This window comes from Streptomyces sp. NPDC059649 (assembly GCF_042734445.1).
Classification (GTDB): domain Bacteria; phylum Actinomycetota; class Actinomycetes; order Streptomycetales; family Streptomycetaceae; genus Streptomyces.
In genome coordinates this window covers 1-23015 of the sequence record NZ_JBHWDV010000083.1, presented here as the reverse complement: position 1 = coordinate 23015, position 23015 = coordinate 1, and the positions used below count along the sequence as shown (strand labels likewise).

Below are 23015 nucleotides of genomic sequence, written 5' to 3'. Positions count from 1 at the left end.
CCCCTCCCCCTTCGGGGAGGGGGCGGGGGGTGGGGTCGGGGGTGGGGGGTGGGTTCGGGGGTGGGGGGTGGGTTCGCGCGATGGGGGGTGCGGGGGTTCGCGGGCGGGGGTGGGCTCGCGAACGGGGGGCGCAGGCCGGGGGGCTTGCAGGCGCGGGGCGGGTTCGCGGGCGAGGGGTGGGCTCGCGTGATGGGGGGCGGGGTGTGGGGGGTCGCGGGCGGGGGGCTCGCGAGTGGAGTTCGCAGGCACGGGCGGGTTCGCAAGGACGGGCGGGTTCACAGGCGCGGCGCGGGTTCGCAGGCGCGAGTTCGCAGGCGAGGGCCGGGCTCGCGGTCTGCGGGTGGCTTCAGGCTGGGACGATCAGCCCGCCTCCCCTGCCTCCCCCGCCTCCCCCGCGCGCCCCGCCAGGGCGTCCAGGTCGGCGCGGGTCAGGCCCGTGAGGCGGGCGACCTCGGCGGGGTCGACGGCGCCGCAGTCGAGGCCGCGGAGGAGGTAGCCGCTGAGGGCCTTGGCGGTGGCGGGTTCGTCCATGACGTCGCCGCCCGCCTTGGCCACGTATGCCGCGAGCCGGGCCGCGGCCGGTTCGAGGCCCTCGCGGTAGAAGGCGTAGACGGCCGCGTAACGGGTCGGGAGATGGGCCGGGTGCATGTCCCAGCCCTGGTAGTACGCGCGGGCCAGCGAGCGGCGTACCAGGCCGTGGTGGAGCCGCCAGGCGTCGTGCACCCGGTCGGTCGGGCCGACGGGCAGGACGTTCGTCGAGCCGTCGGACAGCCGCACCCCGGTGCCCGCGGCGGCGACCTGCATCACGGCCTTGGCGTGGTCGGCCACCGGGTGGTCGAGGGACTGGTGGGCGGCGCTGACACCACAGGAGGCGCTGTAGTCGAAGGTGCCGTAGTGGAGGGAGGTGGCCCGGCCCTCGGCGGCCTCGATCATCCGGGCGACGGTGGCCCGGCCGTCGGCGCCCAGGATCGCCTGGGTGGTCTCGATCTGGATCTCGAAGCCGATCCGGCCGCTCTCCAGGCCGTGCGCCTTCTCGAACGCCTCCAGCAGCCGCACCATGGCGGTGACCTGCTCGGCGTAGGTCACCTTGGGGAGCGTGAGCACCAGGCCGTCGGGCAGTCCGCCGGCCGCCATCAGGCCGGTGAGGAAGATGTCGAGGGTGCGGATGCCGCGGTCGCGGACGGCGGCCTCCATGCACTTCATCCTGATGCCCATGTACGGGGCGGCGGTGCCGTCCTGATGGGCTGCCGCGACCAGGGCCGCGGCGCGGGCCGCGGCCTCGTCCTCCTCGGCGTCCGGGCGCGGGCCGTAGCCGTCCTCGAAGTCGATCCGCAGGTCCTCGACGGGCTCGCGGATCAGCTTGGCGCGGACGCGGTCGTGGACGTCGGTGGCGAGCTCGTCCGGGATGTCCAGTACGGCGGCGAGGGCGGCGGCGTCGGGGGCGTGCGCGTCGAGGGCGGCGAGTGCCTGGTCACCCCAGGAGCGCAGGGTGTCGGCGGCGAAGACGTCACCGGGGACGTAGACCGTGTGCACCGGTTGGCGGGTGCCGGGGTCACCGGGGTAGCGCCGGGCCAGATCCGCGTCCACCTGGGCGAGTGCGGCGCCGATCCCCTCGCGTACGGTGTCCGCGAGGCTCGTCGCCACGGTCTCCTGCTGCCCCATTCGTTACCCTCCCGGTGCTTACGCCCGAGGCCATCGCCTCGGCGTTTTCCGCTTGACGGAATCAACAATCCGTAGAGCGAAGTTAACGGTGGAGATTGCCGAGGTCAACACCCTGCCGCGGGAGGCGGTGCAGGTCACGGCCGCCCGCAGCGGTCGGCGAAACCCCGTGGCGCCCGCCGCGCATCGCCGCCAGACTCGCGCCATGACGTGGACCGCACCCTCCATCCAGCGCAGAGACTTCCCGACCGTGGCCGGCGAGCGGGAGATGCTGCAGGGCTGGCTCGACTTCCATCGCGACACCCTCCTCACCAAGTGCACCGGGCTCACCGGCGAGCAGCTCGCCGAGGCGGCCAATCCGCCGTCCACCCTGACCCTGCTCGGTCTGGTGCGCCATCTGACCGACGTCGAACGCAGCTGGTTCCGCCAGCGCTTCCTCGGCGAGCAGATCCCCGACGTGCACATCACCGAGGAGAATCCGGACGCCGATTTCGACGACGCCGACCCGGCCGCCGCGGAGGCCGATGTCGCCGCCTTCCGCGCCGAGACCGAGGCCTGCGACAAGGCGGTGGCCGACCACGGCCTGGACGAGACCTTCACGTCCCCGCGCGGCGTCCGGCTCAATCTGCGCTGGGTCTACGTCCACCTGATCGAGGAGTACGCGCGCCACAACGGCCACGCGGATCTGCTGCGCGAGCGGATCGACGGGGTGACGGGCGACTGAGCGGAATAGGCTCTCCAAGATCACCCCGGAAGTTCACCCACCGGGAGATCGCTGTCCGGGAGATCGCTCTCCGGGAGCCCCCCACCGGGAGACCACCCACCGAAAAGTCACCCACCGAAAAGTCACCCACCGGTGATCGCATCCGTCCGTAGCACCCCAGGAGGCCCCGTGCCCGTCGTCGTCGCCACCATCCGCACCAAGCCCGGCCGCCGCGCGGACGTCCTCGCCGCGTTCCGGCGGCACACCCCGGCCGTGCACGCCGAACCGGGCTGTCTGCTCTACGCGGTGCACGCCGGCGACGACCGGGTCACCGTCATCGAGAACTGGGCCGACCAGGCGGCCCTCGACGCCCACTCGGCCGGCCCGGCGCTGGAGGCCCTGGGCGCGGAGATCGCCGAGGCGCTGGCCGCACCGGTGGACGTCGCCGTCGTCGAGCCGGTGCCGTCCGGGGAGCTGGGCAAGGACCGGCTGCCCAACACCTGAGAGGTGGGCCCCCGTTGGGGGCCCCGGGCACGCACGAGGCCCCGTACGCACCGCGCGTACGGGGCCTCGTGCGGTTCTGCCGGAGGCGGCGCCCAAAAGGCGCCCGGGAGGCTCAGCCCTTGCGGGACTTGACCTCTTCGGTGAGGGCCGGGACGACGTCGAAGAGGTCGCCGACCACGCCGTAGTCGACCAGGTCGAAGATCGGCGCCTCGGCGTCCTTGTTGATGGCGACGATGGTCTTCGAGGTCTGCATACCGGCACGGTGCTGGATCGCGCCGGAGATGCCCGCCGCGATGTAGAGCTGCGGCGAGACGGACTTACCGGTCTGGCCGACCTGGTTGGTGTGCGGGTACCAGCCGGCGTCCACCGCGGCGCGCGAGGCACCGACGGCCGCGCCGAGCGAGTCGGCGAGCGCCTCGATGACCGGGAAGTTCTCGGCGCCGTTGACGCCGCGGCCGCCGGAGACCACGATCGCGGCCTCGGTCAGCTCCGGGCGGCCGGTCGACTCGCGCGGGGTGCGCGAGACGATCTTGGTGCCCTTGGAGGAGTCGGCGATGGTCACCGCGAGCGGCTCGACCGTACCGGCGGCCGGCGCGGCCTCCGGGGCGGCGGAGTTCGGCTTGACGGTGATGACCGGGGTGCCCTTGGAGACGCGGGACTTGGTGGTGTACGAGGCCGCGAAGACGGACTGCGTGGCCACCGGGCCCTCGTCGCCGGCCTCCAGGTCGACGGCGTCGGTGATGATGCCGGAGCCGATGCGCACCGCGAGGCGGGCACCGATCTCCTTGGCCTCCGCGGAGGACGGCAGCAGCACGGCGGCCGGGGAGACCGCGTCGTAGGCGGCCTGCAGCGCGTCGACCTTGGGGGCGACCAGGTACTCGGCGAATTCGGGCGCGTCGGCGGCCAGCACCTTCACGGCGCCGTACTCGGCGAGGACCTTCGCGGCCTCCTCGGCGTTCGGGCCGAGGTGGACGGCCACCGGCTCGCCGATGCGGCGGGCCAGGGTGAGCAGCTCGAGGGTGGGCTTGCGGACGGCGCCGTCCACGTGGTCGACGTAGACAAGGACTTCAGCCATGGGATAGCTCTCCTGCGGGAAGAATGAGGGCGGTGGGAAGGGCTGCGGCTCAGATGAACTTCTGGCCCGCGAGGAACTCGGCGAGCTGCTTGCCGCCCTCGCCCTCGTCCTTGACGATGGTGCCCGCCGTACGGGCCGGGCGCTCGGCCGCGTCCTCGACCTTGGTCCAGGCGCCCTCGAGGCCGACCTCGTCCGCGTCGATGTCCAGGTCGTCCAGGTCCAGGGACTCCACCGGCTTCTTCTTGGCGGCCATGATGCCCTTGAAGGAGGGGTAGCGCGCCTCACCGGACTGGTCGGTGACGGACACGACGGCCGGCAGCGCGGCCTCCAGCTGCTCGCTGGCGGTGTCGCCGTCCCGGCGGCCGGTGACCTTGCCGTCGGCGACGGACACCTCGGAGAGCAGGGTGACCTGAGGAACGTTCAGCCGCTCGGCGAGCAGGGCGGGCAGCACGCCCATCGTGCCGTCGGTGGAGGCCATACCGCAGACGACCAGGTCGTAGCCGGTCTTCTCGATGGCCTTGGCGAGCACGAGCGAGGTGCCGAGCGCGTCGGTGCCGTGCAGGTCGTCGTCCTCGACGTGGACGGCCTTGTCTGCGCCCATGGACAGGGCCTTGCGCAGCGCGTCGTTGGCGTCCTCGGGGCCGACGGTCAGGACCGTGATCTCCGCGTCGTCGGCGGCTTCCTTGATCTGCAGGGCCTGCTCGACGGCGTACTCGTCGAGCTCCGAGAGCAGACCGTCCACGTCGTCACGGTCGACGGTCAGGTCCTCGGCGAAGTGCCGGTCGCCGGTGGCGTCGGGCACGTACTTCACACAGACAACGATCCTCAAGCTCACGCCGGCTCTCCTACCTGCTTGGTCTCTTCAGAACTGCCTCGTGCTGGCAGCATAGGCGCCTCTCGGGGCGGCTCCCGGTCGGATGCGGTTCCCCACGCCGACCGCCATATTACTCGCCAGTACATCCACTCTCGTGCCCCGAAGCAAGGCCGTCGAAATGTGACCTTCCCAACGGCCCTGATCGGGTGAGGAGCGCGGGCGGGAAGCGGGCCGCGGCAGGTGCGTCAGTCGCGCAGCGCGTTGAAGCGGCCCTGGTGGTAGAGGAGCGGGCGGCCGGGCCCGGCGGGATCGCCGACGACGGGCTGGGCGAGCACGATGCGGTGGTCGCCGGCCGGGACCCGGGCGACGACCTTGCAGACCATCCACGCCAGTACGCCGTCCAGGAGGGGCACGCCCTCGGGGCCGGTGCGCCAGGAGGTGCCGGGCCCGAAGCGGTCCGCGCCGCTGCGCGCGAAGGTGGCGGCCAGGTCCGCCTGGTGCTCGCCGAGTATGTGGACGCCGATGTGGCCGGCCACGGAGACGGCCGGCCAGCTGGAGGCGCCGGTGCCGATGCCGAACGACAGCAGCGGCGGCTCGGCGGCCACGGAGGTGAGGGAGGTGGCGGTGAAGCCCACCGGGCCGGAGCCCTGGGCGGTGATCACCGCGACGCCGGCGGCGTGCCGGCGGAAGACGGAGCGCAGGAGGTCGGGCGAGGCGGTGCGGGGCGTGCCGAGGTCGGACGAGACCGTCATGGAGTTGTCCTTCTGCTGAGGCGGACGAGCCGGGGCGGGGCCGCCGGCGCCCGTACGGCGCCCTGCGGCGGTTACGTCGTCGTTGCTCACACGCCCGGACAGCGGGCGCTGGCGGTCCGCAGAAGGTCGACGTGGGCGCGTCCGTAGAGAAGGGTTCCTGGCCGCATCACGTCAGAGTGACGATGCGTGACCCACAGCGTCAAGGGCGGCCCGGTATCTGGGAGATCAATCACGGACGGCCGCTCCGAGCGCCGCGATGACGTCGGCCTTGCGGGGCTGCCCGGAGGCGCGGCGGACGATCGTGCCGTCCGCGTCGAGCACCAGCACGGTAGGGGTGCGCAGCACGTTCAGCTCCCGTACGAGGTCGAGGTGGGCCTCGGCGTCGATCTCGACATGGGCCACCCCCTCGACGATGCCGGCGACCTCGGCGAGGGTGCGCCGGGTGGCGCGGCAGGGCTGGCAGAAGGCGCTGGAGAATTGCAGCAGGGTGGCCCGCTCCCCCAGCGCCGCGCCGATCTCCGCGGCACCCAGCCGCGCCGTTTCGTCCCGCTTGCGCACCGACAGCCTCCCGTTGCGGCGTTGGTGCCATACGCCGAAGAGGCTCGCTGCCGCGAGCACCGCGAGGCACACCATGAGTCCGGTCATCGAGGGGTGCAGCGTTCACCGGACCGCAAAGATTCCCGGCGCTCCGCACGGGCCGTTCCGGGGGAAGCTAGGGGGCATGACGAGCAACGGGATCGACGACCGGATCGACGTACGGGGTCCGCGGTTCGGGGCGGCACTGACGGCCGTGGTGCTGGCGGTGGTGCTGATCGGCGGGAGCGGATGGCTGCTGGCGTGCCAGGCGCTGGTCTTCGCCGTCGGGGCGGTGGCCGGGGTCCAGCGGTCGCCCTACGCCTGGTTGTTCAGGCGGGCGGTGCGGCCGCGGCTGTCCGCGCCGACGGCGTTCGAGGACCCGGGCCCGCCGCGCTTCGCCCAGAGCGTCGGGCTGTTCTTCGCGCTGGTGGGGCTGGCCGGCTTCGCTCTCGGGGTGCAGTGGCTGGCCTTCGCGGCCACCGCGGCGGCCCTCGCCGCGGCCTTCCTCAATGCCGCTTTCGGGTACTGCCTGGGGTGCGAAATGTACCTTCTGCTGCGGCGGGCGGCCGGGTGAGCCGGTCCGGTACGTGACGAGGATCTCCCGTCCGGGGCGGCCGGCGCGCTGGCCGCGGCGGCCGCAATCGGGCACGATCTCCCGAAAGCCGCAGTGACGACGGCGTAGGTTTCCGCCGGGAGAACCCTCCCCAGGCATGGAAAAAGGGGTCCTCCGGACAATGGCAGAGCTCGTCTACCCGCCCGTGATCGGTGCCGCGCGCACGCTGTTCAAGGCGCTCGACCTCAAGTTCGACATCGCCGGGACGGAGAACATTCCGCGCCGCGGCGGGGCGGTGCTGGTCAGCAACCACATCGGCTACCTGGACTTCGTCTTCGCGGGGCTCGCCGCGCGGCCGGCCAAGCGGCTGGTGCGGTTCATGGCGAAGGAGTCGGTGTTCCGGCACAAGGTGTCCGGGCCGCTGATGCGGGCCATGAAGCACATCCCGGTGGACCGTGCGCAGGGCATGCACGCCTACAAGCACGCACTGTCGGCGCTGCGTTCGGGCGAGATCATCGGGGTCTTCCCGGAGGCGACCATCTCCGAGTCGTTCACCCTGAAGACGTTCAAGTCGGGCGCGGCGCGGCTGGCGCAGGAGGCCGGCGTTCCGCTGCTGCCGGTGGCGCTGTGGGGCACCCAGCGGCTGTGGACCAAGGGCCACAAGCGGGACCTGGGGCGGAACCACATACCGATCACGATCCGGGTCGGCGAGCCGGTGCCGGCCGATCCGGCCGAGCAGGCCGAGAAGATCACCGACCGGCTGCGGGCCCGCGTCCAGGACCTGCTGGAGGCCGCCCAGCGCGCCTATCCCGTACGGCCCAAGGGGCCCGACGACACCTGGTGGATCCCGGCCCACCTCGGCGGCACGGCCCCGGCGGCGCCCGGCGCGTAACGCCTGTCCCGCAGCCCGGCCGGCCGTCGTCGGCCGGCCGCTACGCGGTCCGGATCCCGCCGATCTCGACCCGGGCGCCGGGGCAGCTCTTCTGGAGCGCCTCGGCCAGTTCCTCGCCCGCGGCCATGAGGTCGTCGAGGGGCATCGGAGCCATCCGTTCCAGCAGGAACAGGGCGCTGACGGAGTCCTCGGTCAGCCGGGTGCGCACGCCCTGGCGCCAGTTCCAGCGGCGGCAGGTGACGCCCTCGTCGTCGCACCAGACCACCTCGCCGGCGTCGGGGTGCTCGATCACCTCGGCACCGCCGGCCGCGGTCGCGAACGGTTCGTCGCCGGCCGCCCGGACGAGTCGCATCCCGCCCTGGATGCGGTCCAGGTCCTCGCCGCCGACGGGGACGAGGTGGGCGACGCTGATCGCGTTGTAGAGATCGACGAGGCGGTTGATCCGCGGCAGCCCGCCGTCCGCGAGGGCGCGCCGGGCCAGTGCCTCGGCGGAGTTGCGGGTGCGCGAGGGCTTGGCGCCGAAGGCGGTGTACGCGGCGCGCCAGGCGGCGAGGTGCGGGTCGTCCTGCGGGGCGCGCCCGTCGAGCCGCTCGGCCAGCCGGCGGGTGGCCTCGTCCAGCAGTGCGGCGCTCGACGCGTCGCTGGGCCCGTTGGTCAGACCGTGGGCCTCGACGGCGAGGTGGGCGAAGCCCGGTGCCAGGGCGCGTACCTCGTCGGAGACGTACAGGGATGTGGGCATCGGGCCGTTCCTCGCAGGTGGGGGCGGTGGTTGCCGGTGGCGCGGCCGGTCGGGGGCCGTCCGGCGGCATTGCAGCACGACTGGGCGGGGTAAAGCAAACCGTACTGTCGAGTTCATTGTGCTGTACCAGCCGGAGCCGCCGCGCGGATGCCGGAAAAGGGGCCGCGCCCGGCCGGAGGTCACGTCATGACCTCCGGCCGGGCGCGGGCCCGTCGGATCCGGCGTCAGCGGGCGATTTCCTCCCGGAGCGCGGCGAGGAAGCCGTCGACGTCCCCCTCGGTGGTGTCGAACGCACACATCCAGCGCACGTCACCGGCCTGCTCGTCCCAGAAGTAGAAGCGGTAGCGCTTCTGGAGGCGTTCGCTCACGTCGTGCGGCAGCCGGGCGAAGACCGCGTTGGACTGCACCGGGTAGAGGATCTCCACCCCGTCGATCTGCCGGACGCCGGCCGCCAGCCGCTGCGCCATGGTGTTGGCGTGCCGGGCGTTGCGCAACCACAGGTCCTTGGCGAGCAGCGCCTCCAACTGGACGGAGACGAAGCGCATCTTGGAGGCCAGCTGCATGGACAGCTTGCGCAGATGCTTCATCGCGCGCACCCGGTCGGGGTTGAGCACGACCACGGCCTCACCGAAGACCGCGCCGTTCTTCGTGCCCCCGTAGGAGAGGATGTCGACGCCCACGGCGTTGGTGAAGGCCCGCATGGGGACGTCCAGCGTCGCCGCGGCGTTGGCTATCCGCGAACCGTCCAGATGGACCACCATGCCGCGCTCATGCGCGTGTTCGCAGATCGCCCGGATCTCGTCCGGCGTGTAGACCGTGCCGAGCTCGGTGCTCTGGGTGATCGAGACGACCTGCGGCATGGCGCGGTGCTCGTCCTCCCAGCCCCAGGCCTGGCGGTCGATCAGCTCGGGGGTGAGCTTGCCGTCCTCGGTCGGCACGGTGAGCAGCTTGAGCCCGCCGACCCGCTCGGGCGCACCGCACTCGTCGACGTTGATGTGTGCCGTCTCGGCGGCGATCACCGCGCCCCAGCGGTCGGTCACGGCCTGGAGGGCGACGACGTTGGCCCCGGTGCCGTTGAACACCGGGAACGCCTGCGCCCGCTGCCCGAAGTGGCTGCGGAACACCCGCTGGAGGTGCTCGGTGTACTCGTCCTCGCCGTAGGCGATCTGGTGACCGCCGTTGGCGAGGGCGAGCGCGGCCAGTACCTCGGGGTGGGCGCCGGCGTAGTTGTCGCTGGCGAAGCCGCGGATCTGCGGATCGTGGTGCTGCCGGGCGTCGGTCTTCGCTCCGGTCACGGCTCGGGGGTCAGCCACAGACGCTGTCCATTCACTTCCTGGGCGGGCCGGTCCCAGACCCCGGCGATGGCCTCGGCCAGCTCCTTGACGTCCGTGAAGCCCGCGAACTTGGCGTTCGGTCGCTCGGCGCGCATCTGGTCGTGGACGAGCGCCTTGACGACCAGGATGGCAGCCGCGGCGCGCGGTCCCTGCTCGCCCCCCGACTTGCGGAAACCGTCGGCCATGGCGAGCGTCCAGGCCTCGGCGGCGGCCTTGGAGGCGGCGTAGGCGGCGTTGCCCGCGGTGGGCTTGCTGGCGCCGGCCGCGCTGATCAGGAGGAAGCGGCCGTTCCCGCTGCGCTCCAGGGCGTCGTGGAAGGCGAGCGAGGTGTGCTGGACGGTGCGGATCAGGAGCCGGTGCAGCGCGTCCCAGTCCCGCAGGTCGGTCTCGGCGAACGTCGACGAGCCGCGCCAGCCGCCGACGAGGTGCACCAGACCGTCGACCCGGCCGAATTCCTTCTCCGTGCGGTCCGCCCATTCGCGGGTCTGCTCGAGGTCCAGGAGGTCGACGGTGTCCCCGATCACCGTGGCGCCGCCGTGGGCGTAGCGGGCCGCGTCCACGGCCTCGGCGAGCCGTTCGGGGTTGGAGTCGGAGCCGACCACCACGGCGCCCGCCTCGGCCAGTCGCAGCAGCGTGGCCCGGCCGGCGGGGCCGGCCGCTCCCGCCACCGCGATGACCGCACCCTCCAGCGGCCCGTGACCGCCCGTCGAAGTCACCATCTCCGTCGCCTCCTCGTCGTGCTCCTGGACGGCCGTGGGCCGGTTGTCGCGGTCGTTGCTCATGCCGCCGCCAGCGCGTCGCTGTGGGCGGTGATGCCCTTGGTCGAGGCGATCACGGACCGCAGCTTCTTGGCGAGCGCCTCGTAGAACATGCTCAGCGGGAACTCGTCGGGGAGCACGTCGTCCACGAGCTTGCGCGGCGGCTGGTCCAGGTCGAGGGCGTCCGGCCCCTTGGCCCAGACCGAGCCCGGGTGCGGGGCCAGATAGGTCGAGACGAGGTCGTACGCGGCGAACCAGTGGACCAGCTTGGGCCGGTCGATGCCGTCGCGGTAGAGCTTTTCGATCTCGCCGCACAGCTCGTTGGTGACCTTGGGCGCCCGCTCCCAGTCGATGTGCAGTGTGTTGTCCGTCCAGCGTACGACGTCGTGCTTGTGCAGGTACGCGAAGAGCAGCTGGCCGCCCAGGCCGTCGTAGTTGCGGACCCGGTCGCCGGTGACCGGGAAGCGGAACATCCGGTCGAAGATCACCGCGAACTGCACGTCGCGGGCCTGGGAGTAGCCCTCGGCCTCCAGCTTCACGGCCTCCTTGAAGGCGGTGAGGTCACAGCGCAGCTCCTCCAGGCCGTACATCCAGAACGGCTGGCGCTGCTTGATCATGAAGGGGTCGAACGGCAGGTCGCCGTGGCTGTGGGTGCGGTCGTGGACCATGTCCCACAGGACGAACGCCTCCTGGCAGCGCTCCTGGTCGGTGAGCATCTCGCTGATGTCCTCGGGCACTTCGAGGCCGAGCGTCTCGATCGCGGCCTGGGTGACCCGGCGGAAGCGGGCCGCCTCGCGGTCGCAGAAGATGCCGCCCCAGCTGAACCGTGCGGGGGCCTCGCGCACCGCGATGGTCTCCGGGAAGAGGACCGCGGAGTTGGTGTCGTAGCCGGCGGTGAAGTCCTCGAAGGTGATGCCGCAGAAGAGGGGGTTGTCGTAGCGGGTGCGCTCCAGCTCGGCGAGCCACTCCGGCCACACCATGCGCAGCACCACGGCCTCGAAGTTGCGGTCCGGGTTGCCGTTCTGGGTGTACATGGGGAACAGCACCAGGTGCTGGAGGCCGTCGGCGCGCGCCTGCGCGGGCTGGAAGGCGAGCAGCGAGTCCAGGAAGTCCGGCACGCCGAAGCCGTCGTCGGCCCAGCGGCGCAGGTCGGTGACGAGCGCCTGGTGGTAGGCGGCGTCGTGCGGGAGCAGCGGGGCGAGCTCCTGGACGGCCGCTATCGCCCGCTCGACCTCGGCGCGCACGGCGTCCGCGGTGGGCGCGCCCTCGGCCGCGAGGTCGATCGAGCCGTCCTTGGACTGCCAGGGCCGGATGGTCTCGACGGCGTCCTTGAGCACGGGCCACGCGGGATGATCCACCACACGCTCTGCGGTCCGAGTGTCTCCCGGGACACCCACAGGCGAAAGAATTTCCGTCATGACTGCCCTCCGGCGGTAGATCGTGTTGTCAGCACACGGTAACCAGCCAAGGATCGTCCGCTCAAGTGGGGGATCCGAAAATTATCCGGCCGGCACCCCGTCCTGACCCCCATTTTTCCTGTCCGAGCCCGATCCCGCGACACTTACTGCCCGTAGCGGTAAGGGATTTGGCACTTTCTCCGGTTGCGGCCGGTGTGGCATATGCCACACTCCCCCACCCCCGGCGGTGAACGGAGTGAGGGGTTCCGGGGGCGGCCCGGCCGCTGGTGCGTCAGCGGGGCGGGGGCGCGTCCACGTGTGGGTGACGGGGCTGCGGGGCGGATATGGCGGGTACGGGTACTGGACACACCGCGCGGTCGTTCGGCAACCGGTTCCGGGGCCTGCCGGCCGTTAGGCTGAGCGCCATTTCGTACGCCGTTGCCGAGGTCGACGGTCGACACCGGCAGTGAGCCGACAGCACTACCGAGCCGACAGAAGCGAGGCAGCCTTGTCCTTTCTCACCATCGGGCACCGCGGGATCATGGGCGTCGAGCCGGAGAACACCCTGCGCTCCTTCGTGCGCGCCGAACACGAGGGCGTCGACGTCATCGAGCTGGACCTCCATCTGAGCAAGGACGGCGCGCTGGTCGTCATGCACGACGCGGACGTGGACCGGACCACCGACGGGGCCGGGCCGATCGCCGAGCGCACCCTCGCCGAGCTGCGCGAGCTGGACGCCGGCCAGGGCGAGCGGATCCCGGTGTTCGAGGAGGTGGTGGACGCCGTCAAGGCGCCGCTGCAGGCCGAGATCAAGGACGTGGCGGCCGCGCAGGCGCTGGCCGAGGTGATGCGGGCACGCGATCTGACCGGCCGGGTCGAGGTGATCTCGTTCCACGACGAGGCGCTGGCCGCGATCCGCACGCTGCTGCCCGGGGTGCGCACCGCGCTGGTCGGCAGCCGGTACGGCGCCGATGTCGTCGACCGCGCGCAGGCCGTCGGCGCGTACATGCTCTCGTTGAACATCCGCCGGCTCACGCTGGAGCTGGTCGAGCGGGCGCACGCCGCGCAGCTGAAGGTCGTCGCGTGGACGGTCAACACCCACGACCAGCTCCGGCTGGCCCGCGGTCTCGGTCTGGACGGGGTGGTGACCGACCTCCCGGAGATCCGGCGGGCGGTGCGCTTCACCGCCTGACGGTCCGCCGGCCGGGGAAATCCGCGGTTCACAGCGGCGCAACAGGCTTCCAGCATGCGGACGTTTGCCCCGGTGATCTCGACAGACGGCGGTGCGCACTGCCACTCTCCCGCCATGCGTCTCGTCAACCACCCTCTTCGCCTGGCCACTTGCGCCGCCGTCGTGCTGCTCACCGCGGCCGTCGGCTGCGCCCCGCAGGACGGGTCGCCCGGTGGCCCGCGGGCCACCGGGCAGGGCAGGCAGAGCTGTGACCGCGGCAAACTCGCCACGGTGCGGGCCGGGAAGCTCACCGTCGGCACCGACAAGCCGGCCTACGCACCGTGGTTCCAGGACGACGACCCGGCCAACGGCAAGGGCTTCGAATCGGCCGTCGCCTATGCCGTCGCCCGGCAGCTGGGCTACGGCAAGGGTGCGGTGGACTGGCAGACCGTGCCGTTCACCAACGCCTTCGCGCCCGGTGAGAAGAAGTTCGACTTCGACATCAACCAGATCTCCATCAGCGCCCGGCGCAAGCACGCGGTGGCGTTCTCCTCCGGCTACTACGACGTGCGCCAGGCGGTCATCGCGCTCAAGGGCTCCAAGGCCGCGCGCGCCAAGAGCATCGCCGACCTCCGGCACGTCAAGCTCGGCGCCCAGGTCGGCAGCACCAGCCTGGACGTGGTCAACGACACCCTCCGCCCCGACCAGGCCCCGGCGGTCTTCCAGAAGAACGACTACGCGAAGACGGCCCTGAAGAACGGCCAGGTCGACGCGATCGTCACCGACCTGCCGACGGCGTTCTACATCACCTCGGCCGAGGTCGAGGAGGCCGAGGTGGTGGGCCAGTTCGCGGCCACCGGCAGCGCGAAGGAGCAGTTCGGGCTGGTGCTGGACAAGGAGAGCCGGATCACCGGGTGTGTGACGGCCGCGGTCGACGCGCTCCGGAAGAACGGCACGCTCGCCGCGCTGGAGAAGAAGTGGCTGACCGACGCCGTTGACGTTCCGGTGCTCAAGTGACGTACGGCAAGGGGTCGTTGAAGACCCAGGAGGCGAGCGGGGAGCCGCGCGACGACGGCTATGTGCCGTCCGCGCGGCGGATCGAGCGGGAGCGGGTCAAGCGGGCCAGGGCCCGTCAGGCGACCGCGGTCGCCGCGCTGAGCACCGTGGTCACCGCCGTCGTGCTGTTCGTCGTGATCACCGGCTCGCCGGGCTGGCCGCGTACCCGGGACACGTTCTTCAGCGCCGCGTACGCCCGCAAGGCGCTGCCCGAGGTGCTGGACGGGCTGCTGCTGAACCTGCGGCTGCTGGTGGTGTGCGGGGCGGCGGTGCTGGTGCTCGGGCTGCTGCTGGCGGTGGCCCGTACGCTGCGCGGCCCGGTGTTCTTCCCGCTGCGCGCGCTGGCCACCGCGTACACCGACTTCTTCCGCGGACTGCCGCTGATCATCTGTCTGTTGATGGTGGTGTTCGGGGTGCCGGCGCTGCGGCTCCAGGGTGTGACCACCGATCCGGTGGTGCTCGGCGGGACCGCGCTGGTGCTGACGTACTCGGCGTACGTGGCCGAGGTCTTCCGGGCCGGGATCGAGTCGGTGCACCCCTCGCAGCGGGCCGCGGCCCGGTCGCTGGGGCTGTCCAGCGGGCAGGCGCTGCGGTTCGTGGTGCTGCCGCAGGCGGTGCGACGGGTGGTGCCGCCACTGCTGAACGACCTGGTCTCGCTGCAGAAGGACACCGGTCTGGTGTCCATCGCCGGCGCGGTGGACGCGGTGTACGCCGCGCAGATCATCGCCGGCAGGGACTTCAACTTCACGCCGTACGTCGTGGCCGGGCTGGTCTTCGTCGCGCTGACGATCCCGATGACCCGCTTCACGGACTGGGTCACGGCCCGGATGGACCGCCGGCGCGCCCAGGGAGGGCTGGTATGAGCACCACGGACCGCACGCCGCGGCCCGCCGCCGGGGAGACCGCGGCGGCTGCCGGGGACGGCCCCGTACTGCGGCTGGAATCGGTGCGCAAGACCTACGGGCGGGGCACGGTCGTGCTGCGGGACGTGGACCTGGAGGTGCCCCCGCACACCGTGACCGCGCTGATCGGGGCCTCGGGGTCGGGCAAGTCGACGCTGCTGCGCTGCGCGAACCTGCTGGAGGAGATCGACGACGGGGCGATCTTCCTGGACGGTGCGGAGATCACCGATCCGCGGGCCGACGCGGACGCGGTGCGGCGCCGGATCGGGGTGGTCTTCCAGGCGTACAACCTCTTCCCGCACATGACCGTGCTGGACAACATCACGCTCGCGCCGCGCCGGGTGCACGGGGTGCCGCGCGCCGAGGCGGAGGAGCGGGCCCGGGAGCTGCTGGACCGGCTGGGGCTCGGCGGGCGGGCCGGTGAGTATCCCGACCGGCTCAGCGGCGGCCAGCAGCAGCGGGTCGCGATCGTCCGGGCGCTGGCCGGGCGGCCCCGGCTGCTGCTGCTCGACGAGATCACCGCGGCCCTCGACCCCGAGCTGGTCGGCGAGGTGCTCGGGATGGTCCGCGACCTCAAGGAGGAGGGCATGACGATGGTCATCGCCACCCACGAGATGGGCTTCGCGCGGGACGTCGCCGACCAGGTGTGCTTCCTGGACGGCGGGGTGGTGCTGGAGCGCGGCACGCCCGGGCAGGTCTTCGGGGAGCCGCGGCACGACCGCACCCGGCAGTTCCTGCAGCGGATCATCCGGGCGGGGCGGCTGTAGCGCCGCCCCGCGGGCAGCGGTCAGTCCAGCGGCTTGGCCAGCACCGCGAACTCCAGGTCGTCGCGCTGCGGGATGCCGAACCGCTCGTCGCCGTACGGGAACGGGCTGAACTCGCCGGTGCGGTGGTAGCCGCGGCGCTCGTACCACTCGATGAGTTCCGTGCGCTGCCGGATGACGGTCATCCGCATCTCCCGGGCGCCCCAGGTCTCCCGGGCGGTCCGCTCGGCCTCGGCGAGCATGGTCCGGCCGAGGCCGCCGCCCTGGAGCGCGGGGCGCACCGCGAACATCCCGAAGTAGGCGTGGTCGCCGCGGTGTTCGAGCTGGCAGCAGGCGGTCAGCGCACCGTCCCGCTCGGCGATCAGCAGCAGCCCGGTCTCGTGCCGCACCACGGCGGCGACGCCCTCCGGGTCGGTGCGCCGGCCTTCCAGCAGATCGGCCTCCGTGGTCCAGCCGGCCCGGCTGGCGTCGCCCCGGTACGCCGACTCGATGAGGTCGACGAGGCCGGGTATGTCGGCGTCGACGGCGGTGCGGAAGATCAGCTCGGTGGTGGGCATGGCGGGCGGAGTCCTCTCGGGGCCGGGCGGGGCGGAGCCGGGCGGCTGGCCGACCCGAGGCTAACAAGAGGTGCGCGTGCCGTGCCGGGGCATCCGCGCGGGCCGCGTAGGGTCGCCGGCATGGTGCATGTACTGAGCAGCAGGGTGCTGTTGCGGCCGTCCGATCCGGAGCGGTCGCGGGCGTTCTACGGCGAGGCGCTGGGGCTGGAGATCTACCGGGAGTTCGGCACGGGTTCCGAGCGCGGCACGGTCTACTTCCTCGGCGGCGGCTTCCTGGAGGTCTCCGGCCGTGCCACGGAGCCGGCCACGGACACCCTCCGGCTGTGGCTCCAGGTGGCGGACGCCGAGGCCGCGCACCGGAAACTGGTGGCGCGGGGGGTGGAGGTGCTGCGGCCGCCGGTGCAGGAGCCCTGGGGGCTGATCGAGATGTGGATCGCCGACCCGGACGGGCACCGCATCGTGCTCACCGAGGTCCCGGCGGACCATCCGCTGCGGTACCGGCCCTAGAGACACCTCCCGCTCACTGCCACGCTCCCCCTTTGCGCCCGTGCGCTCCCGTGTGCGGCCTGCCCCGCGGGCATCCTGCTGCCGACGTACGGGTGGCGACGGCCGCAGGGGAGGCGCTTCGTGCACGCACCACCGTTGGTCGGCTGGCTGCTGGTCCTGTTGTGTGCGGGCGCCGGGGCGTACTGCCTGGCGCGGGCCGGTGGCGTCCCGGCGGCGCAGCGGACGGTGGCCCGCGGGGAGGGCGTGATGGCGCTGGGGATGGCCGCGATGGCCGTACCGGCGTCCGCGGTGGCGCCGCCGCCGTGGTCCCCGTGGCTGTTCACCGTGGTCTTCGGGGCGGCGGCCGGGGCGGCGCTGGTACGCCGGCATCTGCACCACGCGGTGGGCGCGCTGGCGATGGTCTACATGGCGCTGGCCATGGTGTGGCCCGCCGGGGCCACCGGGCCGACGGGCGCGATGTCCGGTATGGCCGGGACGGACCACCTGGGCGCGATGACGCACTCCGCGCCGGGCGGGGTCCCGTTGCTCACGGTTCTGCTGCTCGCCTACTACACGGTGTATGTGATCGGCGCGGGGATCCGGCTGGTGCCGACGGCCGGTGCGGTGGCGGACGGGCCGGCGGTGGGCGGGGCGCCCGCCGGGGCCGGCGGGACCGGGACGGCGGACGTACTGCGCGCCTGCCGGGTGGCGATGGGCATCGGCATGCTGGCGATGCTGCTCACGATGTGAGCACGACGGCGCGGTCACCGGCCGGTGCGGATGTGAGCACGGCGGCGCGGTCACCGGCCGGTGCGGCCGCGTCCCGTGCCACGCCTCTCACGGGGGTGGCATACGTCACTTCCGATGCGTGCCTGTACCAACGAGTAGTCGTGCGCTCATAGGCTGACGCCATGATGGTCCCTCTCGCGCTGATGATTCTCGGCGCGCTGGCCGCGGCGATGGCGCCGCGGCTGATGGCCCGTTCGGACTGGCCCGACCGCGAACCGGTGCTCGCCCTGTGGGTGTGGCAGTGCGTGGTGGCCGGTGTTCTGCTGTGCTGCATCCTCGCGATGTCGCTGAGCGCGGCCGCCGCCTGGGAATCCGTCCGCAGCCCGGTGTTCGGCCCGGCGCCCCGGGTGGTCGTCGAGGCGTACGCCCTCCAGGGCCACGGGCCTTGGGCCGGGGTGCTGGCCCTGCTGCTCGCGTGCGGTGGCGCCTGGACGGGCCTCGCACTGACCCGGGAGGTCCGCGACGCGCGGGCCCGCCGCCGCCGGAGCCGGGACGGGCTGCGGTTGCGCGCCCCGGTGCTGCCCGGTGAGGAGCCGGCCGGGGAGCGGCTGGTCGTCCTGGAGGGCGACCGCCCGGAGGCGTGGTGGCTGCACCACGCCTCGCCCCAACTGGTCATCACCACCTCGGCGTTGCGACGACTGAAGGGCCGTCAGCTCGATGCGCTGATCGCCCATGAGCAGGGCCATGTGCGGGCCCGGCACGATCTGCTGCTCTACTGCGCGTCGGCGCTGGCCGCCGGTTTTCCGCAGATCCCGGTGTTCGCGGCGTTCCGTGACCAGGTGCACCGGCTGGTCGAACTGGCCGCCGACGACGCGGCCTCGCGACGCTTCGGCCGGCTGACGATCGCCCTGGCCCTGGTCGAACTCAACGAGGACCGCGGAGTGTTCGGCCCCTGCCCGACCCAACTCGCCCAGGTCCCGCAGCGGGTGGACCGGCTGCTCGCCCCCGCCCCGCGCTTCACGCCGGGCCGCCGGCTGCGGATGACGGCCTGCGCCGTCCTGCTGCCGGCGGTTCCGCTGCTGGTGACGTTCATTCCCGGGCTGACCGCGCTGACCTGAGGGGCGGGGGCCGGATCGGGAGGCCGTACCGGAAGGCCGTAATGGGGGGCCGAATCGGGAGGCGGGGGCGCCCGGGGACGAGCCGCGCGGTTCGTGCCGCCCGTCGCCCCGCCCCTCGCCCCGCCCGCCGTTCCGGGCCAGGATGGGCCCATGACCACGATCAAGGGTGTGCTCTTCGACTTCTCCGGGACGCTGCTGCGGATCGAGCCCGCCGAGTCCTGGCTGCGGGCCGCGCTGACCGCGACCGGGGTCGCCATGGACGAGACCGAGCTGGCCCGCCGGGCGGCCGAGCTGGAGCGGGCGGGGGCGCTGCCCGGCGGCTCCTCCCCCGTCGCGCTGCCCGACCGGCTGGCCGGACTGTGGGAGATCCGGGACCGGGACGCCCGTCACCACCGCGCGCTGTACACCGGACTGGCCCGTCAAGTCCCGCTGCCCGCCGAGGAGTTGTACGACGCGCTCTACGAACGCCACCGGACGGCCGCGGCCTGGCAGCCCTACCCGGACGCCGCCGAGGTGCTGGCGGAGCTGCGTAGGCGCGGCGTCCGGACCGGCGTGCTGAGCAACATCGGCTGGGACCTGCGGCCGGTGCTGCGCGCGCACGGCCTGGACCGCTACCTGGACAGCTGTGTGCTGTCGTTCGAGCACGGGCTGCAGAAGCCGGATCCGCGGCTGTTCGCGGTGGCCTGCCGGGAGCTGGGGCTGGACCCGTCGACCGTGCTGATGGTGGGCGACGACCGTACGGCCGACGGCGGGGCCACCGCGCTGGGCTGCGCCTACCTGCCGGTGGACCATCTGCCGGTGGAGCGCCGCCCGGCCGGGCTGCGGCCGGTGCTGGACCTGGTGGGCTGAGCGGCGCCCGGGCCGGGCCGGATCAGCCGGCGGTGCGCGGGACCAACCACTGCTGGAGTTCGAGGAGGTTGCCCTCGGGGTCCCTGAGGTGGGCCACCCGCATCCGGTCGGTCATCGGGGCCGGTCCGTGGTCCAGGACCGCGCCGCGCCCGATGAGCTCGGCACAGTAGCCGTCGAGGTCGTCGACGCGCAGGGCGATGAGGGAACGGTGGCCGGCCGGGGGCGCGGCGAGCTCGGCGAGTACCTGCGTCAGCTGCGCGCGGTCCTGGAGGGCGATGCCCGCGGAGCCCTGGTCGCAGCTGAACTTGGCGTACGGGCCGTCCTCGGCCTCGAACTGCGGGGTGAGGCCCAGCACGTCCCGGTAGAAGCGGTAGCAGCCGCGGAAGTCCGTGACGAGCAGGCGGACCTGGGCGAGTTCCATCGGCGTGTTCCCCCGTAAGACGTCATGAGTGCCATGAAGGCCATGAGCGCCATAAGCGACATGAGTGACATGAGTGACATGAGCGAGTCGCCCTGACCGGTGTGCGCGGTCAGGAGCAGTGGTGACGACGGGGTGACGCTACCTCTCCGGGAGCCGCGACGCCGCCGGGTTACGTCCCCCGGCCACCACCGGTTCCGCGGACCAATCGGTTCCGGTACGGCGCCGCCCCGGCCGGCGGGATGCCGGCCGGGGCGGGGCTGGGCCGTGGGGCCTGTCGCGGGCGGGTCAGCCGAGCGAGGCGATGGCCTGGTTGAAGGTCTGCGACGGGCGCATGACCGCCGCGGCCTTCGCCGGGTCGGGCCGGTAGTAGCCGCCGATGTCGGCCGGCGAGCCCTGCACCGCGAGCAGCTCGTCGACGATGGTCTTCTCCTGCTCGGCGAGGGTCGCCGCCAGGCCCTGGAACGCCTCGGCGAGCTGGGCGTCCTCGGTCTGCTTGGCCAGCTCCTGGGCCCAGTAGAGCGCCAGGTAGAAGTGGCTGCCGCGGTTGTCGATGCCACCGAGCCGGCGGCTGGGCGACTTGTTCTCGTTGAGGAAGGTGCCGGTCGCCCGGTCGAGGGTGTCGGCGAGCACCTGGGCGCGCGCGTTGCCCGTCTTCTGGGCGAGGTGCTCGAAGCTGACCGCGAGCGCGAGGAACTCGCCCAGGCTGTCCCAGCGCAGGTAGTTCTCCTTGACCAGCTGCTGGACGTGCTTGGGTGCGGAGCCGCCGGCGCCGGTCTCGAACAGGCCGCCGCCGTTCATCAGCGGGACGACCGAGAGCATCTTGGCGCTGGTGCCCAGCTCCAGGATCGGGAAGAGGTCGGTCAGGTAGTCACGCAGGACGTTGCCGGTGACCGAGATGGTGTTCTCGCCGCGGCGGATGCGGTCGAGGGAGAACTTGATCGCGTGGACCGGCGCCATGATCTCGATCTGCAGGCCCTCGGTGTCGTGCTCGGGGAGGTACTGCTTGACCTTCTGGATCAGCTGGGCGTCGTGGGCGCGCTCGGCGTCGAGCCAGAAGACGGCCGGGTCGCCGGTCGCCCGGGCCCGGGAGACGGCGAGCTTGACCCAGTCACGGATCGGGTCGTCCTTGGTCTGGCACATCCGGAAGATGTCGCCGGCGCTGACGACCTGCTCCAGGACGGCGTTGCCGGACTCGTCGAGGACCCGCACGGTGCCCGTGGTGGGGATCTCGAAGGTCTTGTCGTGGCTGCCGTACTCCTCGGCCTTCTGCGCCATCAGGCCGACGTTGGGCACCGAGCCCATGGTCGACGGGTCGAAGGCGCCGTGCGCGCGGCAGTCGTCGAGGACGACCTGGTAGATGCCGGCGTAGCTGCTGTCCGGGAGGACCGCGAGGGTGTCGTGCTCCTGGCCGTCCGGGCCCCACATGTGGCCGGAGGTGCGGATCATGGCCGGCATGGAGGCGTCGACGATGACGTCGCTGGGGACGTGCAGGTTGGTGATGCCGCGGTCGGAGTCGACCATGGCGAGCTCCGGGCCCTCGGCGAGCTCCGCGTCGAAGGACGCCTTGATCTCGGCGCCCTCGGGCAGCGACTCCAGGCCCTTGTAGATGCCACCGAGGCCGTCGTTCGGGGTCAGGCCGGCGGTGGCGAGGGTCTCGCCGTACTTGGCGAAGGTCTTCGGGAAGAAGGCCCGGACCACGTGGCCGAAGATGATCGGGTCGGAGACCTTCATCATCGTGGCCTTGAGGTGCACGGAGAACAGCACGCCGTCGGCCTTGGCGCGGGCGACCTGGGCGGTGAGGAACTCGCGCAGTGCGGCGACCCGCATGACGGAGGCGTCGACGACCTCGCCGGCGCGGACCGGTACCGACTCGCGCAGGACGGTGGTGGAGCCGTCGTCGCCGGAGAGCTCGATGCGCAGCGCACCGGCCTCGCCGACCACCGCGGACTTCTCGGTGGAGCGGAAGTCGTCGTTGGTCATGTGGGCGACGTGGGTCTTCGAGCCGGCCGTCCACTCACCCATGCGGTGCGGGTGGGCCTTGGCGTAGTTCTTCACCGAGGCGGGGGCGCGGCGGTCGGAGTTGCCCTCGCGCAGGACCGGGTTGACGGCGCTGCCCTTGACCTTGTCGTAGCGGGCGCGGATGTCGCGCTCCTCGTCGGTCTTCGGGTCGTCCGGGTACGCCGGGAGCGCGTAGCCCTGCTCCTGCAGCTCGGCGATCGCGGCCTTCAGCTGCGGGATCGAGGCCGAGATGTTGGGCAGCTTGATGATGTTGGCCTCGGGCGTCTTGGCCAGCCGGCCGAGCTCGGCGAGGGCGTCCTCGATGCGCTGGCCCTCCTGGAGACGCTCGGGGAAGCTCGCGATGATGCGACCGGCCAGGGAGATGTCACGGGTCTCCACGTTGACGCCGGCCTGCGACGCGTACGCCTGGACCACAGGCAGGAAGGAATACGTCGCGAGGGCCGGGGCCTCGTCAGTGTGGGTGTAGATGATGGTCGAGTCAGTCACCGGGTGCTCCGCTCCACGTCTGCAACATTGCTCGACATCAAGATATCTCGTGATCGCCTCCCCCTCGACAGGGCCCCGCGGGTCCGCTGCGCTTTGCTCGGCCTCCCACGTACCCGTCTGTCCCGCCGTGGGGGTGGCTCGCCGTTGCGCTTCGCGGCGCCCCCCACGTACCCGTCTGCGGCGCCGCGGGGCTCGCTCGCCGTTGCCGCTTTGCGGCGCCTCCCACGTAGCCGTCTGTCCCGCCGCGGGGCTTGCTCGCCATGGCGCTCTGCGGCGCCCCGCACGTACCTGGCCGTCCCGCCGCGGGGTTCGCTCGCCGTTGCGCTCTGCGGCGCCCCGCACGTACTTGACTGTCCCGCCGCGGGTCTTGCTCGCCGTTGCTCCCCCGCTGCCTAAAGGGCGTGGGAGGTACCCCCAGCGGCGGGCGTGGTGTTTTTGGGTGCGGTGCCGGCCCTCCAGACTTCGTCCTCCGGTCCAGCCCCTCCCGTGAGTGGGGGGTGAGAGGCCGGTGGGGGTGGGCGTTGTCGTTCGGCGGTGTCTCGTTTCGTGTGGTGTCGGGAATACCGCCCCGGCCCGCCGAGTTGTGGCCCGCAAGGGGCATCCCGTACCCCTACGGGATCTGTTCGGCCCCGCCCTAAGGGACCCCCGACGCCCACCCCCACCGCCCTCAACTTCCCCCCAACGGGAGGGGACGGGCCGGA

24 protein-coding genes are annotated in these 23015 nt (G+C 72.4%); 12 read left to right on the top strand and 12 right to left on the bottom strand.

The genetic code is table 11. The features are described from left to right. Positions 1-360: 360 nt before the first annotated feature. Positions 361-1662 (bottom strand): DUF6986 family protein, encoded by a 1302-nt coding sequence (locus ACFV1J_RS38340; protein ID WP_385866262.1) that lies wholly within the window; start codon positions 1660-1662, stop codon positions 361-363. Positions 1663-1864: 202 nt separating this feature from the next. On the opposite strand from ACFV1J_RS38340, the gene ACFV1J_RS38335 reads away from it, so the two are divergent. Together ACFV1J_RS38335 and ACFV1J_RS38330 are read left to right on the top strand one after the other, a co-directional pair. Next, positions 1865-2383, top strand: a complete 519-nt coding sequence (locus ACFV1J_RS38335) for a DinB family protein (protein ID WP_385866260.1) — start codon at positions 1865-1867, stop codon at positions 2381-2383. Between the two features lie 168 nt (positions 2384-2551). Next, a complete protein-coding gene (locus tag ACFV1J_RS38330) occupies positions 2552-2866 on the top strand; it encodes a putative quinol monooxygenase (RefSeq protein ID WP_385866258.1) in 315 nt (104 codons plus the stop codon). 112 nt (positions 2867-2978) lie between these two features. On the opposite strand, the gene ACFV1J_RS38325 is transcribed toward ACFV1J_RS38330, so the two are convergent. From ACFV1J_RS38325 to ACFV1J_RS38310, 4 genes are all read right to left on the bottom strand, one after another. After that, positions 2979-3941 (bottom strand): electron transfer flavoprotein subunit alpha/FixB family protein, encoded by a 963-nt coding sequence (locus ACFV1J_RS38325; protein WP_385866256.1) that lies wholly within the window; start codon positions 3939-3941, stop codon positions 2979-2981. Positions 3942-3990: 49 nt separating this feature from the next. Beyond that, positions 3991-4776 (bottom strand): electron transfer flavoprotein subunit beta/FixA family protein, encoded by a 786-nt coding sequence (locus ACFV1J_RS38320; RefSeq protein WP_261952655.1) that lies wholly within the window; start codon positions 4774-4776, stop codon positions 3991-3993. Between the two features lie 224 nt (positions 4777-5000). Beyond that, on the bottom strand, positions 5001-5507 hold the full coding sequence (locus tag ACFV1J_RS38315) for a flavin reductase family protein (RefSeq protein WP_385866254.1): 507 nt from the start codon (positions 5505-5507) through the stop codon (positions 5001-5003). Between the two features lie 225 nt (positions 5508-5732). Then, a complete protein-coding gene (locus ACFV1J_RS38310) occupies positions 5733-6152 on the bottom strand; it encodes a thioredoxin family protein (protein WP_385866253.1) in 420 nt (139 codons plus the stop codon). Positions 6153-6228: 76 nt separating this feature from the next. Between ACFV1J_RS38310 and ACFV1J_RS38305 the strand changes: the two genes are divergently transcribed. Beyond that, on the top strand, positions 6229-6657 hold the full coding sequence (locus ACFV1J_RS38305; protein WP_385866251.1) for a DUF4395 domain-containing protein: 429 nt from the start codon (positions 6229-6231) through the stop codon (positions 6655-6657). A gap of 160 nt (positions 6658-6817) precedes the next feature. Next, positions 6818-7528: a lysophospholipid acyltransferase family protein gene (locus ACFV1J_RS38300; protein ID WP_385866250.1), complete on the top strand. Its 711-nt coding sequence runs from the start codon at positions 6818-6820 to the stop codon at positions 7526-7528. Positions 7529-7568: 40 nt separating this feature from the next. On the opposite strand, the gene ACFV1J_RS38295 is transcribed toward ACFV1J_RS38300, so the two are convergent. From ACFV1J_RS38295 to ACFV1J_RS38280, 4 genes are all read right to left on the bottom strand, one after another. Next, positions 7569-8267 carry a B3/4 domain-containing protein gene (locus tag ACFV1J_RS38295; RefSeq protein ID WP_385866247.1) on the bottom strand — a complete coding sequence of 233 codons (699 nt, stop codon included), beginning with the start codon at positions 8265-8267 and terminating at the stop codon, positions 7569-7571. A gap of 224 nt (positions 8268-8491) precedes the next feature. After that, entirely contained in the window at positions 8492-9562 is a 1071-nt protein-coding gene (locus tag ACFV1J_RS38290; protein WP_385866245.1) for a threonine aldolase family protein, read from the bottom strand. Next, positions 9559-10320 carry an SDR family NAD(P)-dependent oxidoreductase gene (locus tag ACFV1J_RS38285; RefSeq protein ID WP_385866264.1) on the bottom strand — a complete coding sequence of 254 codons (762 nt, stop codon included), beginning with the start codon at positions 10318-10320 and terminating at the stop codon, positions 9559-9561. The genes ACFV1J_RS38290 and ACFV1J_RS38285 overlap by 4 nt, the downstream gene beginning before the upstream one ends. Positions 10321-10379: 59 nt before the next feature. Further along, positions 10380-11777: a DUF6421 family protein gene (locus ACFV1J_RS38280; protein ID WP_385866244.1), complete on the bottom strand. Its 1398-nt coding sequence runs from the start codon at positions 11775-11777 to the stop codon at positions 10380-10382. Between the two features lie 487 nt (positions 11778-12264). Between ACFV1J_RS38280 and ACFV1J_RS38275 the strand changes: the two genes are divergently transcribed. From ACFV1J_RS38275 to ACFV1J_RS38260, 4 genes are all read left to right on the top strand, one after another. After that, complete coding sequence (locus tag ACFV1J_RS38275; RefSeq protein WP_030413225.1) at positions 12265-12948, top strand: glycerophosphodiester phosphodiesterase family protein; 684 nt, start codon at positions 12265-12267, stop codon at positions 12946-12948. Positions 12949-13062: 114 nt separating this feature from the next. Further along, positions 13063-13944, top strand: coding sequence for an ABC transporter substrate-binding protein (locus ACFV1J_RS38270; protein WP_385866242.1), 882 nt, complete (start codon positions 13063-13065; stop codon positions 13942-13944). Then, positions 13941-14846, top strand: a complete 906-nt coding sequence (locus ACFV1J_RS38265; protein WP_385866239.1) for an amino acid ABC transporter permease — start codon at positions 13941-13943, stop codon at positions 14844-14846. Before ACFV1J_RS38270 ends, ACFV1J_RS38265 begins: the two co-directional genes overlap by 4 nt. Next, complete coding sequence (locus ACFV1J_RS38260; RefSeq protein ID WP_385866237.1) at positions 14843-15652, top strand: amino acid ABC transporter ATP-binding protein; 810 nt, start codon at positions 14843-14845, stop codon at positions 15650-15652. Before ACFV1J_RS38265 ends, ACFV1J_RS38260 begins: the two co-directional genes overlap by 4 nt. 20 nt (positions 15653-15672) lie before the next feature. Here ACFV1J_RS38260 and ACFV1J_RS38255 read toward each other — a convergent pair whose 3' ends face one another. Further along, complete coding sequence (locus tag ACFV1J_RS38255) at positions 15673-16206, bottom strand: GNAT family N-acetyltransferase (RefSeq protein WP_385866235.1); 534 nt, start codon at positions 16204-16206, stop codon at positions 15673-15675. A gap of 120 nt (positions 16207-16326) precedes the next feature. Between ACFV1J_RS38255 and ACFV1J_RS38250 the strand changes: the two genes are divergently transcribed. The 4 genes from ACFV1J_RS38250 to ACFV1J_RS38235 all read left to right on the top strand — a co-directional run bounded on the left by ACFV1J_RS38250 (position 16327) and on the right by ACFV1J_RS38235 (position 19388). Then, positions 16327-16713 (top strand): VOC family protein, encoded by a 387-nt coding sequence (locus tag ACFV1J_RS38250; protein WP_385866233.1) that lies wholly within the window; start codon positions 16327-16329, stop codon positions 16711-16713. 120 nt (positions 16714-16833) lie between these two features. Further along, a complete protein-coding gene (locus ACFV1J_RS38245; RefSeq protein ID WP_385866231.1) occupies positions 16834-17442 on the top strand; it encodes a DUF5134 domain-containing protein in 609 nt (202 codons plus the stop codon). A 161-nt stretch (positions 17443-17603) separates the two neighbouring features. Beyond that, positions 17604-18539, top strand: coding sequence for a M56 family metallopeptidase (locus tag ACFV1J_RS38240; protein WP_385866229.1), 936 nt, complete (start codon positions 17604-17606; stop codon positions 18537-18539). A gap of 150 nt (positions 18540-18689) precedes the next feature. Continuing rightward, positions 18690-19388: an HAD family hydrolase gene (locus ACFV1J_RS38235; RefSeq protein WP_385866227.1), complete on the top strand. Its 699-nt coding sequence runs from the start codon at positions 18690-18692 to the stop codon at positions 19386-19388. Between the two features lie 22 nt (positions 19389-19410). Here the strand turns inward: ACFV1J_RS38235 and ACFV1J_RS38230 are convergent, their stop codons facing one another. Then, positions 19411-19809, bottom strand: coding sequence for a VOC family protein (locus ACFV1J_RS38230; RefSeq protein ID WP_385866225.1), 399 nt, complete (start codon positions 19807-19809; stop codon positions 19411-19413). A 285-nt stretch (positions 19810-20094) separates the two neighbouring features. After that, complete coding sequence (locus ACFV1J_RS38225) at positions 20095-22314, bottom strand: NADP-dependent isocitrate dehydrogenase (RefSeq protein ID WP_385866224.1); 2220 nt, start codon at positions 22312-22314, stop codon at positions 20095-20097. Positions 22315-23015 lie beyond the last annotated feature (701 nt).

What these genes read in the sequence shown, in the direction of transcription:
- ACFV1J_RS38340 (WP_385866262.1), bottom strand. Translation starts at nt 1,662, where the DNA reads ATGGGGCAGCAGGAGACCGTGGCGACGAGCCTCGCGGACACCGTACGC.
- ACFV1J_RS38335 (WP_385866260.1), top strand. Translation starts at nt 1,865, where the DNA reads ATGACGTGGACCGCACCCTCCATCCAGCGCAGAGACTTCCCGACCGTG.
- ACFV1J_RS38325 (WP_385866256.1), bottom strand. Translation starts at nt 3,941, where the DNA reads ATGGCTGAAGTCCTTGTCTACGTCGACCACGTGGACGGCGCCGTCCGC.
- ACFV1J_RS38315 (WP_385866254.1), bottom strand. Translation starts at nt 5,507, where the DNA reads ATGACGGTCTCGTCCGACCTCGGCACGCCCCGCACCGCCTCGCCCGAC.
- ACFV1J_RS38310 (WP_385866253.1), bottom strand. Translation starts at nt 6,152, where the DNA reads ATGACCGGACTCATGGTGTGCCTCGCGGTGCTCGCGGCAGCGAGCCTC.
- ACFV1J_RS38305 (WP_385866251.1), top strand. Translation starts at nt 6,229, where the DNA reads ATGACGAGCAACGGGATCGACGACCGGATCGACGTACGGGGTCCGCGG.
- ACFV1J_RS38300 (WP_385866250.1), top strand. Translation starts at nt 6,818, where the DNA reads ATGGCAGAGCTCGTCTACCCGCCCGTGATCGGTGCCGCGCGCACGCTG.
- ACFV1J_RS38295 (WP_385866247.1), bottom strand. Translation starts at nt 8,267, where the DNA reads ATGCCCACATCCCTGTACGTCTCCGACGAGGTACGCGCCCTGGCACCG.
- ACFV1J_RS38285 (WP_385866264.1), bottom strand. Translation starts at nt 10,320, where the DNA reads ATGGTGACTTCGACGGGCGGTCACGGGCCGCTGGAGGGTGCGGTCATC.
- ACFV1J_RS38280 (WP_385866244.1), bottom strand. Translation starts at nt 11,777, where the DNA reads ATGACGGAAATTCTTTCGCCTGTGGGTGTCCCGGGAGACACTCGGACC.
- ACFV1J_RS38270 (WP_385866242.1), top strand. Translation starts at nt 13,063, where the DNA reads ATGCGTCTCGTCAACCACCCTCTTCGCCTGGCCACTTGCGCCGCCGTC.
- ACFV1J_RS38260 (WP_385866237.1), top strand. Translation starts at nt 14,843, where the DNA reads ATGAGCACCACGGACCGCACGCCGCGGCCCGCCGCCGGGGAGACCGCG.
- ACFV1J_RS38255 (WP_385866235.1), bottom strand. Translation starts at nt 16,206, where the DNA reads ATGCCCACCACCGAGCTGATCTTCCGCACCGCCGTCGACGCCGACATA.
- ACFV1J_RS38250 (WP_385866233.1), top strand. Translation starts at nt 16,327, where the DNA reads ATGGTGCATGTACTGAGCAGCAGGGTGCTGTTGCGGCCGTCCGATCCG.
- ACFV1J_RS38240 (WP_385866229.1), top strand. Translation starts at nt 17,604, where the DNA reads ATGATGGTCCCTCTCGCGCTGATGATTCTCGGCGCGCTGGCCGCGGCG.
- ACFV1J_RS38235 (WP_385866227.1), top strand. Translation starts at nt 18,690, where the DNA reads ATGACCACGATCAAGGGTGTGCTCTTCGACTTCTCCGGGACGCTGCTG.
- ACFV1J_RS38230 (WP_385866225.1), bottom strand. Translation starts at nt 19,809, where the DNA reads ATGGAACTCGCCCAGGTCCGCCTGCTCGTCACGGACTTCCGCGGCTGC.